The sequence below is a fragment of the Mycobacterium sp. Soil_C_30 genome, assembly GCF_057656995.1.
On sequence record NZ_JBDGJH010000004.1, the window covers coordinates 1 to 17962 of the forward strand.

General features: G+C 67.5%; 12 protein-coding genes and 1 pseudogene. 8 read left to right on the forward strand and 5 right to left on the reverse strand.

The genetic code is table 11. From position 1 onward, the window contains the following. The 6 genes and pseudogenes from AC3A6P_RS08215 to AC3A6P_RS08240 all read left to right on the forward strand — a co-directional run. Positions 1-507, forward strand: a pseudogene (locus tag AC3A6P_RS08215) (ABC transporter ATP-binding protein); the annotation flags it as partial. Positions 508-867: 360 nt separating this feature from the next. After that, on the forward strand, positions 868-2109 hold the full coding sequence (locus tag AC3A6P_RS08220) for a hypothetical protein (RefSeq protein WP_487690635.1): 1242 nt from the start codon (positions 868-870) through the stop codon (positions 2107-2109). A gap of 467 nt (positions 2110-2576) precedes the next feature. After that, complete coding sequence (locus AC3A6P_RS08225) at positions 2577-3599, forward strand: hypothetical protein (protein ID WP_487690636.1); 1023 nt, start codon at positions 2577-2579, stop codon at positions 3597-3599. 91 nt (positions 3600-3690) lie between these two features. Beyond that, on the forward strand, positions 3691-6195 hold the full coding sequence (locus AC3A6P_RS08230; RefSeq protein WP_487690637.1) for an Ig-like domain-containing protein: 2505 nt from the start codon (positions 3691-3693) through the stop codon (positions 6193-6195). A 136-nt stretch (positions 6196-6331) separates the two neighbouring features. Beyond that, complete coding sequence (locus AC3A6P_RS08235) at positions 6332-7822, forward strand: APC family permease (protein ID WP_487690639.1); 1491 nt, start codon at positions 6332-6334, stop codon at positions 7820-7822. A gap of 343 nt (positions 7823-8165) precedes the next feature. Beyond that, positions 8166-8486, forward strand: a complete 321-nt coding sequence (locus tag AC3A6P_RS08240; RefSeq protein ID WP_487690641.1) for a hypothetical protein — start codon at positions 8166-8168, stop codon at positions 8484-8486. A gap of 154 nt (positions 8487-8640) precedes the next feature. Here AC3A6P_RS08240 and AC3A6P_RS08245 read toward each other — a convergent pair whose 3' ends face one another. Genes AC3A6P_RS08245 through AC3A6P_RS08260 form a run of 4 tightly spaced genes read right to left on the reverse strand, consistent with a single transcriptional unit; the run spans position 8641 to position 12979 of the window. Further along, entirely contained in the window at positions 8641-10083 is a 1443-nt protein-coding gene (locus tag AC3A6P_RS08245) for an aldehyde dehydrogenase family protein (protein WP_487690643.1), read from the reverse strand. Between the two features lie 6 nt (positions 10084-10089). Continuing rightward, on the reverse strand, positions 10090-11472 hold the full coding sequence (locus AC3A6P_RS08250; protein ID WP_487690645.1) for a glutamine synthetase family protein: 1383 nt from the start codon (positions 11470-11472) through the stop codon (positions 10090-10092). Continuing rightward, entirely contained in the window at positions 11457-12224 is a 768-nt protein-coding gene (locus AC3A6P_RS08255) for an SDR family NAD(P)-dependent oxidoreductase (protein ID WP_487690647.1), read from the reverse strand. Before AC3A6P_RS08255 ends, AC3A6P_RS08250 begins: the two co-directional genes overlap by 16 nt. Beyond that, positions 12221-12979 carry a gamma-glutamyl-gamma-aminobutyrate hydrolase family protein gene (locus AC3A6P_RS08260; protein ID WP_487690649.1) on the reverse strand — a complete coding sequence of 253 codons (759 nt, stop codon included), beginning with the start codon at positions 12977-12979 and terminating at the stop codon, positions 12221-12223. Before AC3A6P_RS08260 ends, AC3A6P_RS08255 begins: the two co-directional genes overlap by 4 nt. A 90-nt stretch (positions 12980-13069) precedes the next feature. On the opposite strand from AC3A6P_RS08260, the gene AC3A6P_RS08265 reads away from it, so the two are divergent. After that, the gene (locus tag AC3A6P_RS08265; protein WP_487690651.1) at positions 13070-13756 is read left to right on the forward strand and encodes a FadR/GntR family transcriptional regulator; all 687 of its coding nucleotides are present in this window, start codon (positions 13070-13072) and stop codon (positions 13754-13756) included. Here the strand turns inward: AC3A6P_RS08265 and AC3A6P_RS08270 are convergent. Continuing rightward, complete coding sequence (locus tag AC3A6P_RS08270; RefSeq protein ID WP_487690653.1) at positions 13745-17203, reverse strand: indolepyruvate ferredoxin oxidoreductase family protein; 3459 nt, start codon at positions 17201-17203, stop codon at positions 13745-13747. The genes AC3A6P_RS08265 and AC3A6P_RS08270 overlap by 12 nt on opposite strands. A 146-nt stretch (positions 17204-17349) precedes the next feature. Here AC3A6P_RS08270 and AC3A6P_RS08275 point away from each other — a divergent pair, with 146 nt between their 5' ends. Further along, on the forward strand, positions 17350-17856 hold the full coding sequence (locus AC3A6P_RS08275) for an Lrp/AsnC family transcriptional regulator (protein WP_487690655.1): 507 nt from the start codon (positions 17350-17352) through the stop codon (positions 17854-17856). Positions 17857-17962: the final 106 nt, after the last annotated feature.

The window sequence follows — 17962 nt, forward strand, 5'->3', positions numbered from 1 at the left end:
TTGATCGTCACGCACAACATCAACATCGCCCGGACCGTGCCGGACAACATCGGCATGCTGTTCCGCAAGCACCTGGTCATGTTCGGCCCCCGTGAGGTGCTGCTGACCTCGGATGAGCCGGTGGTCAAGCAGTTCCTCAACGGTCGCCGCATCGGTCCGATCGGCATGTCCGAGGAGAAGGACGAAGCGACGATGGCCGAAGAGGCCGCGCAGATCGAGGCCGGTCACCATGACGGTGGTGTCGAGGAAATCGAAGGTGTGCCGCCGCAGGTCACCCCGACGCCGGGGATGCCGTTCCGGGATGCGGTGCGGCGCCGTCAGGAACGCGTGCGCGGGATCCTGCACACCCTGCCACCGGCTGCGCAGGAAGCCATCCGCGACGATCTCGAAGGCACCCACAAGTACAAGGCTCACGAGCCGGGCTACGACGAGCCCAGCACGGCGCCGCAGCGCGTGCACGAGGAAGACGCTCCCACCGGAGCGATCCCCGCGCAGCGCGAGGCGTAAACAGCAACTCCGCTTTGTCACGGCGACGCCGCCGACCGCACTCACTTCCCGCGGTCGGCGGTTTTCGTTGTGTAGCACCCCAGAGTTGCGGCAACAGGGCCGTTCCGATGGACGCCCCCAGCAACACCGCACACCCGCAGCGCGCGGACATCTTGGTTACCTTTTCAAGTTCGTTGCTCCCGGTTCAGTTAGCTGATGTTGCCGACGTCCATCGGTGCCCATGGCGAACCGGGCACCCGTGAACTGGCCGAATAACGAAGACGCAGGCGCTTTTCGGCTGTGACGAAGTTGGCTACTTGATCTTTTAATTAATGAGTCAAGTAGCTGGCTATCCGTCGCCGACCGTGATTTGGTCGCCTGGTGAACTGGAATGGCAAATGGTGGCTGACCGCCGCGGTCGTGTCCGGCGGGGTGGGCCTGGCGTTGACGTTCGGAGCCGGCGCGGCGAGCGCCGAGACCAGAAAATCGGATACTGGCACGAGTTCGTCCTCGTCGACCTCATCGGAACGCTCCGATACGCCTCGTGCCGACCGACCCCGAACCTCGGCGCGTGATTCCGCGCCGAAGCGCGAGACGAGACCGACCCGCGCCGACGACGACACCACCGAGCGGTCGGCTGCGATGGCGCCCCGGCGTACGGCCGAGAGGACGGTCCTCGTCCAGCTCGCGCCGGCTGCCGAAGACGACAGGCGTGCGCGCGCGTCGGTCAGCGCGCGTGATGAGGAACGGCTCGCACGCGACACAGGCGGTGCTCCCGCCGCCGTGGCCGCGCCCGCCGTCACCGTCGGCACTTCCGATCTTCGGCTGACCGCGGGCGTGAACGTCAACGCCGATTGGTATTTCCCGACCGCCGGCACGGAACCCAGGGGCATCGTCTACCTCAACCACGGCAACTTCCGCACCAACAACAACATGGAGGCGTTGGCGAACGCGCTGGCCCGCGATACCAACAGCATCGTGGTCGCGCCCTCGGTGTCGACCAACGCCTTCAATTCGTATCGCATCACCGCACCGCGCACATTCAGCGCCGTCGCGGGACTCTTCGGCACGGACCGAACGGCCCTCACAACAAGCGCTGTCGCGGCCGGGTACACCGGAGGCAGCCTGCCGACGAACTTCGTGCTGGCCGGGCATTCCTTCGGCGGCAACCTGGTGACCGCCGCGGGCGGGATCATCGGGTCGAGCGCCACCCTGAAGGGCATCCTGCTGCTGGACGCGGTGAACAACGGCAGTGACATGGCCACCGGTCTGAGCAGACTGGGCGCCGGCGTGCCGGTCTACCAGATCGCCGCCGAGCCCCGCCTGATCAACGGATTCGGCTCCACCACAGCGCTGCTGGTCCGATCGCGGCCGGAGGAGTTCGTCGGGGTGCGCATTGCCGGCGGAAGCCACGTCGACGCCGAGGGCGCCAGCAGCGATCTGCTGGGCGGCCTCACCGGTGGATTCTCCAAAGCGCGCGACGCCGCTGCACTGCAGAGCATTGCGGCGGGCTGGGTGGTCGACATGTTCGACGAGACCGGTATCGGCAAGGGCTCCGGGTTGTATCCCTTCACGGGGCAGTCGGTCTCGGTGGGCGGCGCGGCGGTCGTCGGACTGGGGTGAGTGCCCGGCGTGCCCTGGGGAATTGTGCAAATATGTTGTCCCGCAGTTGAATACGTGACACCAATAATTCAAATTTGCCGAGGTCTTTCTGCGGAGAAACCATGCGGGCAACCGCGACGGGCCTACCGTTGTGAATGATCACAGTCGAGCGAATGCCCTTGTGGCTGACCGCGAGTGCGGGTGCGGCCAGCATCGGGGCGGCAATGTTCGTCGGCGGGGGCGTGGCGTCCGCCGACACCGAAACCAGTCCTGCGTCGGCCACGTCGCAGTCCTCGGAAAGTTCCGATACCTCACGGGATCAGTCGACGAAACCAGCTGCCGCTGAACAAGATCGAACGAATTCATCGAAGCGCGCAAAATCCGACGCAGTAAGCACCCGGGAGGAGCCGTCGAAGAAAACGCGACGGTTCGGCTCGGAACCCACCCGCCGCCAGCCAGCCCTGGATCCGATCGCAGGAACGGAGCGCATGCGCGAGGTCCCGGTGCGGGAGACCGTCCGGGTCGTCACTCCGTCGGACAAGGTGCCCGCCGCACCGCTGCGCGCACGCACTGCGCATGTGTCGCGCGAGAGCGTGCCGGCCTGGGAGCCGGCGGTGGCGCCACCTCCGGCCGAAACCCTGGCGGCCCAGGTGGTGTCCGCGGCTGCACTGCCCGCACCCGTGTCGGTGACGGTCAGGGACTCGTCCCTCAAGCTGGCCACCAACGTCACGGTCGATGCCGACTGGTTCATCCCGGCGGTGACCAACCCTGCCGGCGTCGTCTTCCTGCAGCACGGATACACACGCGACAACGTGGACATCAGCGCCCTGGCCAAGGCTGTGGCCAGCCAGACCGGCAGTCTTGTGGTGGCGCCCTTGATTTCGAGTTCCTCCAGCAATCCGTACTGGATCAGGGGTACCGCCGCCCCGGGGGCTATCGCTGCGTTGTTCGGCGCCAACATCGCCGCGCTCACCGCCAGCGCGGCAGCGGCCGGCTACACCCGGCCCTTGCCCTCGAAATTCGTGCTGGCCGGACATTCGGCGGGCGGGAATCTGGTGAGCCTGGCCGGTGGCGCGGCGGCGGCGAATACCGGTCTCAAGGGAGTTCTGCTGCTCGATGCATTCAACTACAACACCGATATGGTGACCGGGCTGAGCAAGATACCCAGTGCGGTGCCGGTGTACACGATCTCCGCCGAGCCCTGTCCATGCAACGGATCCGACTCCGGGACAAAGGCTTTGCTCCAGGTTCGGCGCGGTCAGTTCGTCGGGGTGCGGATGGTCCGTGGCGAACACATCGACGCCGAGGGCAGCAGCGGCGATCTGATCGGGAAGCTGGCGTGCGGGTTCCCCCGGTCCGGCTACCCGGCTGCGCTGCAGACCATCGCCGCCGGCTACGTCTTCGATATGTTCGCGGGTCTGGGACCCGACAGCCCCGGGAGGACGGGTATCTACCCCGCCCCGGGCGTCACGGTCCAAGTCGGCACGGCGCCCGTGGTGAGGCTGGGGTAACGCCTTGGCTCTGCGCTCACCGGGCCGACGTGTGACGCCGAGTCAACGCAAAAAGACCCGCCGGACCAGCGGTAGTGGTTACCGTCGTCGGGTGAACTCGGTCGGGCGGCTGCGGTGGTGGTTGTGCGCTGGGGCGGTGGCGGCCGGCGTCGGTCTGTTCGGTGGGGCTGGAGTGGCGGCTGCCGATACCACTGCGGACTCCGGCTCGGAATCCACCTCGGAATCCGCCGATCGGCCGTCGAAGTCGACGGAGCGGCAGTCCTATTCGAGCGAGCGCGCCGAGCGCAGGGCGGCGCGCACCGCCGAGCGCGAGGACACTCCGTCTCCTGACCCCACGGACGATTCGGCGGAAAAGTCCCGGGACGACGACACCCGAACGTCGGTCTCGACGAAGCGGGTCAAGTCCGATGAACCAGCGCGCCGATTCGGCGCAACAGTGCGCGAAACCGAACGCACCGAAGAACCCGAACGCACCCCGTCGCAGATCGTGCTGCGGGTGCTGCGCGATGTCGGGCTGTGGCGCAACACCGCGCCGGAGGCGGACGTCGTCGACGTTCCCGATCCGACCGAGCAGACCGCCACGGGCGTCATCACCGGTACCGACCGCGAAGGCGATGCACTGACCTACACCGTGGTGCGGCAGCCCGACGCCGGTACCGTCAACGTCGACTCCGTGAGCGGAGAGTTCACCTACACCCCGGGAAGCACAGGCGAGCAGGCGGATTCGTTCGCCGTCGGTGTCGACGACGGACTGGCCGGCGGTGTGCGGGTGATCGTGGTGAGCGTCAACCTGGCCAGCGCACCCATTGCCCGGAAAGTCGGCGTGACGGTCGGGCGCTCCAGTGTCGACATCCCGCGCGGTGACGGCAACCTCGTCGCGCCGGCCGACTGGTACTTCCCGACCAGCGACGAGCCGCCCAACGGCATCATCTGGCTACAGCACGGCTTCCTGCTCGACAAGGCGTTCTACCCGGCGCTGGCCACCACACTGGCCGAGCAGACCAACAGCATCGTCGTCTCACCCAGTTTCACGTCGAATTTCCTGATGCCCGACAACTATTGGCTCAACGGGCGGCCGCTGCAGAAGGCCGTCGCCGACCTGTTCACCGGTGACCGCACCGCCCTGGCCGCCAGCGCGGCCGCGGCAGGCTACACCGGAACCCTGCCGCAGGAGTTCGTCCTTGCCGGGCACTCGGCGGGCGGGGGCTTTGCGGCCACCGTCGCCGGATACACCGTCGACAACGGGGCCGCCCAACACCTCGCCGGAGTGGTGATGCTGGACGGGGTGGCACTCAACGAGGCCTTGCCCGACGCGCTGGCCAAGCTGGGCGACATCCCGGTGTATCAGATCGCGGCGCCGTCGCAGTTGTGGAATGCCTTCGACCGCGGCACCGATCAACTGCTGGCGGCGCGACCGGACCGGTTCAACGGGGTGGTGCTCGTCGGTGGATCGCACGCCGACGCCATGCTGGGGGTCAACCCGCTGTTCGACATCGCGGTGCAGCTGGTCACGCAGATCTCACCGCCGGGGCACACTCAGGCGGTCGGTACGGTGGCGGCCGGCTGGATCAACGACTTCTACACCGGCGAACAGCTGGGCTTGTACGGGACTCCCGGCCAAGAGCTGGTGGTGGACCACGTGACGGTGTCGGTTCTGGGCGCGCCCGGCGAACTGAACCAGTTCGAGTTGCTGCTCAAGACGGTCACCAATGTGGCGATGCGAATACTGTTCGACCGCGGCGGGGAAGAGCCGGCAGGTGTGCGCGTCGGCCACTCCGGTCTCGACCTCGCCGACGGCGTCTCGGTGAACGCCGACTGGTACTTCCCCGAGGGCGAGCCCACCGGCGTCATCTACCTGCAGCACGGCTTCTTCCGCAACAGCGGCAATGTCAGCGCCCTGGCCGCCGCTCTGGCGCGCCAGACCAACACCGTGGTCGTGGCACCCAGTTTGTCGTCGAATTTCCTAGGCTCTGACCCGTATTGGATCAACGGATCGGAGACCCAGGAGGCGGTGGCCGCCTTGTTCGCTGATCGCGCAGCGCTGAACGCCAGCGCTGCTGCCGCCGGATACACCGGAGAGTTGCCGCAGGACTACGTGCTGGCCGGGCATTCGGCCGGGGGCAATCTGGTGACCGCGGCCGGTGGCCTGCTCGGCGACGACCCCTATCTGAAGGGCATCGTCCTGCTCGACGCCGTGGACCGCGACGGCGACATGGCCGAAGGTTTGCAGAACCTGGACGGTGTGCCGGTGTACCAGATCGCCGCGGAACCTTGCCTGTGCAACAACTTCGGCTCGGGCACAACGGTTCTGGAGACGCAGCGGCCGGGCGAGTTCGTCGGTGTCCGCCTGGCCGCGGGAACTCACGTCGACGCTGAAGGCGTCAGTACCGATCTGCTGAGCAGCCTGGCGTGCGGGTTCTCCCAGCCGGGAAACCCCACCGCGGTGCAGCGGATCGCCGCCGGCTGGATCACGGACATGTTCGCGGGAACGGACGACGGTGTGTACCCGACGGCGGGGGAGTCGGTGCAGCTGGGGCGGGCGACGGCGGTCGGATTGGGCACGGTGAATGTTCCGCTGCACGTGGCACTGACGTAGGGAGTTGCGGGACCGTTTCCGTGCGGTGCAGGGACCTCGAGGGCTTGGTCCACTGACCGCACCGTGGCGCATCGTCAGAATCCAAGGGTGACAGGCCTGGCCTACAGGTATATATTTCATACCCTTAGACCTGGAGGTGGTCGCCATCACACACATTCCCACGCGGGCCGCGCTCGGAACGCCCGCGATCACCCTGCTTGTTGTGGCCGCCGCTGCGCCCCTGACCGTCATGGGCGGCGCCGTGCCGGTGGGCCTGCTGCTCGGCAACGGAATCGGCTTTCCGGCGATGTTCGTGGTGTCCGCCGCGATCCTGCTGCTCTTCGCGGTCGGCATGATCAAGATGAGTCGCGAAGTGCCCCACACCTCGTCGTTCTTCGGCTTCATCGCCCACGGATTGAGTGCCGCCGCGGGCACGGGTGCGGCCTGGCTGGCGGTCATGTGTTACTCCGCCGTGCAATTCGCCGTCTTCACCTACCTCGGTGACGCTGTCAGCGCGGCACTGGCGAGCGTCGGCGGGCCGAGTCTGCCGTGGTGGCTGTTCTCCCTGGCTGCCGTCGTGGCGGTCGGTCTGCTGAGTTACCGTCGGATCGAGTTCAGTTCCCGGGTGCTCGGCGTGGTGCTGATCGCGGAGATGGCCATCGTGGTGGCGCTGGCTGTCGCGGTGATCGCCCGGGGCGGCGCCGACGGGTTGTCCTTGGCTCCCTTTACGCCGGCCGAGATACTCAGCGGCTCACCCGCATTGGGGCTGATGTTTGCACTGGCGGGTTTCATCGGTTTCGAGTCCACCGTGGTGTTCCGCAGCGAGGCCAAGAACCCCGACCAGACCATCCGGCGCGCGACCATGGCCGCGGCCATGATCATCGGGCTGTTCTACGCCTTCGGTTCCTGGGCGATCGTGATGGCCTGGGGTACCAATTCGGTGATCGATGTCGCGGCCGAGGAACCCGCTCTGCTGCTGTCGCGCACCGCTGAGGACTACCTGGGGCCGGTGGGCTCGGTGCTGGTCACCGTCCTGCTCCTGGGCAGCATGTTCGCCTGTGTGCTGGGGCTCAACACGGTGGTGGCGCGGTATCTGAAGTCCATGTCCTCCAGCGGGCTGCTGCCCAAACAGCTTGCAGCACTGCACCCGCGGCACGGCGGACCCAGCATCGCCTCGACGGTCCAGGCGGCGGTGGCCGGTCTGCTCATCGTGATCGGCGCCCTGTCGGGAACCCCCGCCGCGCTGTTGTTCGCGTGGTTCGCCGGGGTGGGCACCCTGATCATCGTGGTCCTGATGGTGACCACCTCGGTGGCCGTGATGCGTTACTTCCTGGTGCACCGGCGGGGCGTGGTGGGGCCGGGGACCTACGTGTGCACGGTGGTGGCGGCGATCGCCCTCACGCTGTCAGCCGTGCTGATCGCCGCCAACTTCCCCCTGCTGGTCGGTGACGTCGACGACTCCGGCACACCGACATTCGGAATCCTCAGCGTCGCACTGCTGGTCATGATCGTGGTGGTGGGCATCGGCGGCATGGTGCAGGCGCTGGTCCTGAGATCGCGCCGGCCCGAGGCTTACCGGGCGATCACCCGGGCGCTCGACCTGAGCGCAGAGGATTCTGACCGGAGTTCAGCCACCCCGACCGGCTGAGTGCATTGGGTTGCCGTACGGTGCCCAGTGTTCTTGGAATGCCCGGCTTGGAGCGACGGTTCAGCGACGGGGGTGTCGCTGGGACGTCGCTGCCAGGCGGGCGGGTGGGTGAATGGTCTTGACGGGGTGAATGTCTCGACGAGTGCTCGCATGGCCTTGACGGGTACGTCGGTGTCTCGACGAGTCCTCAAACAGCCTTGACGGGTACGAGCGGCGTCGACACGGGCGCCGCGGTCTCAGTTGTCACGTCAGTCCCTGGGGATTTGTGTTGTTGCGGTGCCCGGCTTGGAGCGACGATTCAGCGACGGGCACCGTCTGTCGGAGGGCCATGCCATGGTCGGCCATGAGCAATTTACTGCCGGTCCGCGGCATCGAGCTACGTTATCTGCTGACCACGTACCTCTTCGACAACACACAGGCGACGGTGGAGGAACTCGTGGACTCACTGGCCGTGCAGGGTTTCGACGTGGGCGACCCTGCATCGAAAAGAGTATCCGACGCGTTGCGGTGGGAGGTGCAGCGCGGCAGAGTCTTTCGATCTGCACGAGGCGTCTATGTCAAGGGCCTCATGCCGCGCAGCACGGAGCGTCGCATCGATCAGCGCGTCCTGGATCTCAGGCGTCGAGTCGCTGAACTGTCGCGTGGAGGCGGGCACGCCGCCTAGCGATATCCGGGGAGACCGGCCGTGTCGGGTCGCAGTCGCTGGTTTGTCGCTGCAAGGCGGGCGGCGAGGTGTGCAGTTTTTCTGGTGTAAGGCGGGCGGCGAGGTGCGCAGAGGCTGGAAAAGCTGCGTCCGGAGTGTGCCCGGCGACGGTGCGCTACAGCGGCGGGCCCACGAGGTCGACGCCCGCCACTTGTTTCCCGGAATAGAACTGCAGGACGTCGCGGTCGCCGTGGCCGCCGATGCCGCTGAGCCCGAAAAAGCTCTGGGCGGACTCCTCGGACATGTCCAACACACTGGTGCCGTTGAGCTTGCACTCACCGCCGTACAGAGCGCCGGTGAGTGCCAGGCCGCGGTCGACGTCGCGGCTGAACACGTAGGCAGCCAGACCACCGGCGACCTGATTGGCCCGTGCCACCGCCTCGCGCTCGGACGGGCACGATTCCACCACCAGCATCGGGCCGAACACCTCCTCGCCGAGGTCCGCGCCGGCCCCGTCGAGGATTGTCGGGCCGAAGAAGGCGCCGGACGGGGGCACCCCGACCGTGGCGACGGCGCGGCGCCCCGATGTGACAAGTTGCGCGCGTTGACGTTCCAGCTCGGTACGGCGAGCAGGGTAAGCCATCGGGCCGACTGCCGTCGCCTCGTCCAGACTGGAGCCCACCGACATCTGTGACACCAGTGCCGACAGAGCTTCGACGAGATCGTGGTGCACGGACTGATCAACGAACACCGACCTGGGCGCCTCGCACCACTGCCCGTTGAGCTTGACCATGCCGTCGCAGAGACTCTGCGCGGCCAAGGCCAGATCGGCATCCGCGCACACCACCACCGGATTGGTGGACCCCAGCTCGAGGCGCAACCGGGTGAGATTGTCCGCGGCTGCCCGTGCGATCGCCCTGCCCGTGTTCGTCGCACCCGTCATCGAGATCGCCTTGATGCGGGGGTCGGCGCACAGTCGGGCCCCCAGTTCGCCGTCACCGAGCACCACACCCACTACACCGGGCGGCAGCGCCGCGGCTGCGGCCTCGGCGATCACCTGCGCGCTCCACGGCGCGAACGGCGACGGCTTCACGATCACGGGTGCGCCCGCCGCCAGAGCGAACGCCATCTTCTTCACCATGATCGCCGACGGCGCATTCCACGGAATGATCAACGCCGTTGGGCCCCAAGCCACCCGGCGCAGCCGCACCGGACCCTGCTGCGCGGGCAGAGCGACTTCATCACCGAGTTCGACCGCCAGTGCGGCCGCCTGCCGAACAGTGCCGGCCAAGGAGGCGCTGAACATCCGCGTCACGCTCACCGGCACGCCGGTGTTCACCGCATCGAGAACCGCGATGTTCTCGCATCGTTGGGCCAGGGCGTCGGCGAAACGTTCCAGCGCGCCGGCCCGCGCCGCCACCCCGCCGGTGCGCCACCAGCCGTCCCGGTGAACACCCTCGGCCACGGCGATGGCCCGGTCCAGCTGCTCGAAGGACGAGGCCTCCAGCCGCTGCAGGTCCTGGCCGGTGTTGGGATCGGCCAGCATTGTCTCGGTGGGCAGTGCACTCTGTTCGCCTAGGCCGTTGATCCAGGTGAGCTGGTCCGGCGGTGTGTACATGGTGGCTCAGATCCGATCGAAGTAGCGGTCGAGGTCCCAGCCACTGACCACACCGAGGAACGAGTCCCATTCGAAGTCGGTGAGGGTGGCGAAGTGATCGACGAGGGAATCGCCGAGCTGGGCGCGTAGGAACGCCGAATTACGCAGGGCCGCGGCGGCATCCCCGAGATGACGGGGGAAGGTGGGGTCGACGGCCGTGGCGTAACCGTTGCCGGTTGTCATCTCCGGCGGTTCGACCGAGTTCTGCACCCCGTCGCGCACCGACGCCAGGAGTGCGGCGAGGGTGAGATAGGGATTGGTATCGGCACCGGGCAGCCGGAACTCCAATCGCAGGTCCTGCGGGCGGCGTCCGACGATCCGCACCGACGTGGTGCGGTTGTCCATACCCCACGTCAGTCCCCAGCCCGCGACCTCGTGTGAGTTGATCCGCCGGTAGGAGTTCACCGTCGGCGCGTACCAGGCCATGTAGTCGGTGGTGTGGGCCAGCACCCCGCCGACGGCGTGGGTCATCGTCGGCGTCATGGACACCGGAGACGAACCATCGGAGAACACCGGTGTGCCGTCATCGTCTACCAGGGACAGGTGCACGTGACAGGACGACCCGGGCTGGCCGTTGAGCGGCCGCGCCATGAAAGTCGCACTCATCCCGGCCGCAGTGGCGTAGTCACGCACGGCCAGCTTGTACAGCAGGTGGCGGTCGGCCATCTCGAGGGGATCGCCGTAGCGGAACGTCATCTCCCATTGCCCTGTGCCCCACTCCGATTGGGCGGCTTCGACCTCGATGCCCGATTGGTACAGCGCGGTGCGCAGCCCCCGGAAGAACGGTTCGAAGGTGTTGCCTTCGTGGATCTGGAAATCCGCAGGAATGGCGGTGGTGGGCCGCAGGCCGGCGAACCCGGCGTCGCGCAGTTCGCGTGGCGCGTTGTGGAAGAGATAGAACTCGAGTTCGGTGCCGGTCTTGGCATGCAAACCCAGCTCTTTCAGCCGGGCGATCTCCTGCTTGAGGATGGTGCGCGGTGACAGCGGAAGGAACTCGTCGCTGCGTGGGTCATAGGGATCGGCAAGACACACCGCGACGCCGTCGAGCCAGGCGGCGCGGCGCAGGGTGGACAGATCCGGCTGGAAGGTGACGTCCGGAATGCCGTTGGCGGTGCTGCACATCTCCAGCACGTCGCTCTCGATGAGGTCAAGTCCTTGGGTGACGTCCCAGGCGTAGACGGCGGTGCAGACCTCGACGCCTTCCTCGGCGACCCGGTCGAAGGACTCGACGGGCACCCGCCGGCCCACCAGCCTGCCCTGCAGATCAGGGGAGCCGACGATGACCGTGTGGATACCATTGGCGCCCAGTTCTTTCGGGTCCAGTAGGTAGTCCTTCATCGGGTCAGCCATCCACCGTCGACCGGCAACTGGATGCCGGTGATGTAAGACGCCTGGTCGGAGAGCAGGAAGTTGGCCGCGTTGGCGATGTCGTCGGGCTGGCCGACCCGGCCGAGCAGCACCCGCTGCTTGAGGAACTCCAGGCCGGCCGCCGAGGTCACCAGGTCGTAGTCGAAGAAGTTGGTGGCGATGGGTCCGGGGGCGATGCAATTTACCCGAATGTTGTTGGGCGCCAACTCCAGTGCCATGGCCTTGGTCAGCATCGGCACACCGGCCTTGCTGGCGTTGTAGTGCGGCTGGGAGGTGCCGCCGGAGGTCACCACCACTGACGCCTCCACCGTCGAGAGGTTGACCACCGCGCCACCGCCGGAGTCGGCGATCCGGCGGGTGACCTCCTGAGACACCAGGAACTGGCCTTTGAGGTTGATGTCGAGCACCGTATCCCAGGCCTCCTCGGTCAGGTCCCAGAACGAATGGGGCGTGACCACTCCGGCGTTGTTGACGAGCAGGTGCAATGCGCCCCAGGTGCTGATCGCCAGGTCGGCGGCCGCACTGATCTCGGCGCGGTCCCGGACGTCGACCCGGGCGGGTACCGCCGCACCGCCGGCGTCGCGCAACAGGTCTGCGGTGGCTGTCGCCGCGTCGAGGTCGACGTCGGTGACCACCACCTTGGCGCCCTCGGCGGCCAGTCGCGTGGCGATGGCGCGGCCTATGCCCGAACCGGCGCCGGTCACGAACGCGACCTTGTCCTGGTGTGTGTTCATGCTGCATCCTGTCTGTCGGTGTTCTGGATCCGGCTGACGTCGACGAGCCAGCCGAAGGCCGGATCGACGTCGAAACATTCGGGGTGCCACTGCAATCCGAGGACGGGGGCGCCCTCGATTTCGATGGCCTCGACCACGCCGTCGGCGGCGCGGCCGGTGATGGCTATGCCGGTGCCGGCCCGGTCCACCGCCTGATGGTGAAACGAGTTGACCGCGATGCGAGGACCGTAGAGGCGGTGGCTCAGCGATCCGTCTTCGAACCGCACCTCGTGGCGACGATGGGTGCGCGGATAGGCGTAGGACGCGTGCGAGTCGCCCTGGCCGATGGTCAGGTCTGGCATCAGGGTGCCGCCGCATACGACGTTGATCAGCTGTGCGCCGCGGCAGATGCCCAGGACCGGTTTCTGCAGGGCCAGCGCCGCTTCCAGCAGCGCGATCTCGAACTCGTCGCGCGCCGGGTCGACGACGGTGGTGGCCGGGGTGATGGCACCGCCGTAGCGCACCGGGTCCACATCCTCGCCGCCGCTGAAGACGAAGCCGTCGCAGCGCTGCGCCAGCTCTCGCGGGTCGGCGGTCATCGGAGTGTGCACGGGCAGGCCGCCGGCGGCGGTCACCGACTGCGCGTACTCGCTGAAGTACGCGTCGATCGGGGCATCGGCCCAGCCGTGGGGGACACCGAGAACCAGCGCCGGCACCCGGCGTCCGGTCAGGCCGATGAGCGGCGGCGAGCTGTGGCCTCGCCGAGCGTCCTGCATGCGTCGAACCTCCTCGGTGGGAAACATCGGTGAAGTAGGTATGAAGTGTAGACCTATAGACCCTGGTGCGGAAGATACTAGAGTGCGGTCATGACGTCTCGGGTTCACGTGCCCACCGCCTACAGCGTGGTGCTCACGCATCTGCATCGCGAGATCCGGCTGGGTCGGCTGACCCCGGGGGAGCGGCTACCACCGGAACGCGAATACGCCGAACAACTCGGGGTGTCACGCGTGACGCTGCGCGAGGCGCTGCGCGTCCTCGAAGGCGAAGGCGCCATCGAGATCAGGCGGGGCCCAGGGGGCGGTGCCTTCGTCAAACGCCCGGAGCACGGAGCCCACTACCGGCCCAGCTTGAGTCACGAACAGGCGCTGGCGCTGCAGGAGTTTCGGATGGCGGTCGAACCGCTGGCCGCCCGGCGCGCGGCCAGCCGCATCTCGGCCGACGCCATGGCCGTACTGCAGGCCGATCTGGACCGTCTGACCGAGGTCAGCGACGTCGGGGCCTTCCGGTCCATCGACTCACGGTTTCACCTGACGCTGGCGGAGTGGGCCGACTGCCCACCACTGCTCGAAGCGGTGGAGAGCTCCCGGATCGCCATGTTCGACACCCTCGACCTGTTGAACTTCGAACTGGTGGTGCCCTCGACGCACTCCGGGCACGAAGCGGTGCTCAATGCCATTGCCGCAGCGGACCCCGACGGCGCCGAAGAGGCCATGCGCACGCATATCGCCACCGCTACCGGGGAGATCGACCACTTCTACGCGTCATTGGGCTGACGTCTCGACACCCAACTCCTGCAGCCGGGCCCGGTAACGCTCGACACTGCGCAGCTTGACGTCCTCGTAGCCGCGGATCAGGTCGGCGGCCTCCGCGATCGAGGTGGCCCGCTGGTAGGTGTCGGCGGTCAGCGTCGCGGCCGCCTCGGACAGCAACGACCGGTACTGCTCCAGCAGGGCCCGCTCGAGGCGCCGCATGCGGGTGTAACCGAACGGATCGAATGGTGTTCCGCGCAGCCGCTTTCCGTGCTTGAGCACCCGCAGTGCAACATGGGATCTGGGGCCGAATCCGACCTTGTGATCGCGGCCCAGCGCTTTGAGGGTGGGCGGGTGCAACTTGTAGGTGAGGTTCTGCGCCCCGGGAACCTCGGCCCGTACGGTGTCGAGGAAAGCCGGATCGGTCAACAGCCGGGCGACCTCGTACTCGTCTTTGTACGCGGCGAGTTTGTGCAGTCCACGAGCCGCCGCCTCACTGAAGGCCGTGGCATCGCCGACGGAACGCTCGGCACGCCAGACTTTTTCGACCTCACGCAGATAGTCGGCCGCCACGCGCCGGCCCTGGTAGGCGATGAGCTCGGCCGCGCGGCGAGCGGCCAGCACCGCCGTGTCGCCGGTCAACGGTGAGTTGCGCAGCAACGGGTGATCCGGTGCCAGCGTCCGCGGCGCCGCGACGGGTGTCGAGGTGGCCGCCGCGAAGGTGGTCGGGTCGGCCACCGCCACCCGTCCCCACTGGAATGCGGCGACGTTGGCGGCAACCGCGACGCCGTTGAATTCGATGGCGCCGATGATGAACTGTTCCGGAATCGGTAGCGCGCCAGCCTGATACGCGGCGCCGACCAACAGGAAGTTGGCCACCATGGTGTTGCCGAACAGTATCTCTGCCGCCGCGAGGGCGTCCATGGTGACAGTGTTGCGGGACACCGGCTCCAGCCGGCCGAGCAGTTCAGCGTCGGCGGGATAAGCGACGGTCGGGTCGTAGACCATGGCCCCCGTGGGGGTGCGGCTGGTCGAGACCACAGTGGTGGTGCGCTGCGCCGACGCCAGCGCCACGTTCTTGGGTTCCGCCGCGGTCAGCAGATCAAAAGCCAGCACACAATCCGCGGAGTCGAGACCGATACGGTTGGACGTCGGTGTCGGCGTCGGGCTGATCCGCAGGTGTGAGGTGACGGGCCCGGCTTTCTGGCTCAACCCGGTCTGATCGAGCCCCTGCACGTGCAGGCCGGCACGCAGCGCCGCGGTGCCCAGCACCTGGTTGACCGTGACGATGCCGGTGCCGCCGATTCCGGCCAGGAACACGTTGTAAGGCGAATGCACCTGCCGCAGTTCGGGTTCGGTGACGGTTGGCGGGGTGGGTGGAGTGCGCGTTGCCGAGACCGGCTCCTCGGGTACCTCGACGGTGACGAACGACGGGCACTCGCCGTCGAGGCAGCTGTAGTCGGTGTTGCAGCCGGTCTGATCGATGCGGGTCTTGCGGCCGAACTCGGTGTCGACGGGCTGCACCGACAGACAGTTGGACTTCACACCGCAGTCACCGCAGCCCTCGCAGACCGCTTCGTTGATGATCACCCGGGTGCGTCGCACCGGGAGTTTTCCGCGCTTGCGCTTGCGTCGGGCTTCCGCCGCACACTGCTGGTCATAGATCAACACGGTGACGCCGGGGACGTCGCGCAGAATGCGCTGGGCCTCGTCGAGGCGGTCCCGGTGCCAGAGCACCGTGCCTGCAGCAAACTGGGAGCCGGCATGGCGTTCCGGCTCGTCGGCGCAGACGATGATCTTCGCGACGCCCTCGGCGGTCAGCTTGTGGGTGAGGTCCGCGACGGGCAATCCGCCCTCGGCGTCCTGGGCGCCCGTCATCGCGACTGCGCTGTTGTAGAGGATCTTGTAGGTGATGTTCACCCCCGCGGCGATGCACGCTTGCACCGCCAGCTGGCCGGAGTGGAAATAAGTGCCGTCACCGACGTTCTGGAAGATGTGCCCGACATCGGTGAAGGGGGCCTGCCCGATCCACTGGCTGCCCTCACCGCCCATCTGGGTGAGCCCGGTGACCTGCGAATCGGTGCGCCCCGACATCGTCACCAGGGTGTGGCAGCCGATCCCGCCGCCGGCCAGCGAGCCGGCCGGAACCGCCGTCGACCTGTTGTGGGGACAGCCGGAGCAGAAGTACGGAGTGCGCGTGGTCGGCAGCACCGTCAGGGGGATCGGTCCGCGGGTGGCCGAGGGCAACTCGACGCGGCCGCGCAGGACCCGTCGCAGCGGCGCCATCAGGCGCGCGGCCGTCAGTTCACCGTCGGCGGGAACCAGGAGGCTGCCGTCGTGGTCGCGCTTGCCCAGCAGCGCGGGAGCGGATGCCGTCCCGTACAGGATGTCTTTGACCTGCGATTCGACGAATGCGGTCTTGTCCTCGACCACCAGCACCGTCTCCACTCCGCGGGCGAGCTCACGGATCTTGCGCCGACCCAGGGGGTAGGGCATGCCGACCCGCATGAGGCGGATACCGGCGGCCGCCAGGGTGTCCTCGTCGAGGCCCAGGTCGGCCAGCGCCCCGCGCAGCGCGTCGTGTGCGGTGCCCACGGCGACGATGCCCAACCAGGCGTGCGGCGGGTCGATCTCGATGCTGTCGAGATCGTTGGCGTCGTTGAACGCGTGCACCATCTCCCATCGGGGGCCGTACAGGTCGGCCTCGGCCAGCACGCTGTCGGGGGGCGAGGCCATGACCCGCTGCCGGTAGGTCCACGGCGTGCCCTGCCAGGTGATGGCGGGAACGGTGATGGGCAGTGCGCTGACATCGTGATCGAAGGTCCACAGTCCGTCGGCGACATCGGCCACCAGCTTCATCGCGACCGCGCAGCCCGACGCCCGCGACAGCGCGATGGCGTGCAACCCGAAGCTGACGACCTCTTCGGCGTTGCGCGGGAACACAATCGGCATGTTCAGCGCGGCCAGAGTCCGTTCGCTGGCGGCCGGAACGGTGGACGACTTGGCCGCAGGGTCGTCGCCCACCAGGGCCAGCACCCCACCCTTGGGGTGGATTCCGTAGGTGTTCATGTGCCGCATGGCATCACCGGCCCGGTCCAGACCCGGCCCCTTGCCGTACCAGACGCCGATGACGCCGTCGTGGGTGCAGTTCCCGGCCGGCAGCTCGAGCTGGCTGCCCCACACCGATGTCGCGGCCAACTCCTCGTTGAGACCGGGCACCATGCGGACGTCGTGATCGGTGCGCAGTGCCGGGATGCCGGCCAGCAGGGTGTCCAGGCCGGCCAGAGGGCTGCCCTGGTAGCCGGAGACGAAGGTGGCCGACCGCATGTCCTGCCTGCGGTCGCGCTCGTGCTGTTCGACGAGCAGTCGCGCGATCGCCTGGACGCCGGTCAGCAGCACCGGTCCGGAATCCGCGCGGTAGCGATGGTCGGCGTGCAGGGGCGCTCGCCTCACGTCATCGATGGTGCTCATGGGCCGCCAACCTCACATCCGAAACATCGAATTGCCGATTTGGACACTTCAACCCTCGCCGCGAGGAAAGATTTGTTCAACTATTGCGACTACAACTGTGCGAAATGATCAGTTAGTGATGTCCATCACGTTACGAGGTGACCGCAATGCTCAACATCGACCGGCTCGACGCGCGACTGCTGGAAGCGTTGTCACGCGACGCCCGGGTGGGCATCGGCGACTTGGCGTCGGCGCTCGGGGTGGCCCGCAACACCGTTCAGGCCCGGTTGCGGAGGCTGACCGAAGCGACGGTGCTGCGTGGATTCCAGCCCGACATCGATCTGGCCGCGGTGGGGGTCGCGGTCCAGGCGTTCGTGGCGCTCGAAGTCCGCCAGAGTGAACTGTCGGCGATCGCGCGCAGTATGGCCGACATCCCGGAAGTGCTGGAAGTGCACGCCACCACCGGCCGGGAGGATCTGCTGGTGCGGGTGGCCACCGTGAGTCAGGCCGACCTGCAACACCTGGTGGAGCAGATCGTGTCACTGCCCGGCGTCCGGCATTCCAGCACGACGCTGGCGCTGACGACGCCGCTGCCGTACCGGATCACTCCGTTGTTGCGGGCGCTGACGGAGCGCTCCGGGTGGGGCAGGGCCACGCCGGCGCCCGAGGTCTGATGTGCGCATGACGCGACAGTTGGTCTGCGGTGGTGGCATGGACACGGACGGCTCCGACACCGACCAACATGTTCCACGCAGTGGAGAAGTTCGTGGCCGAACACCT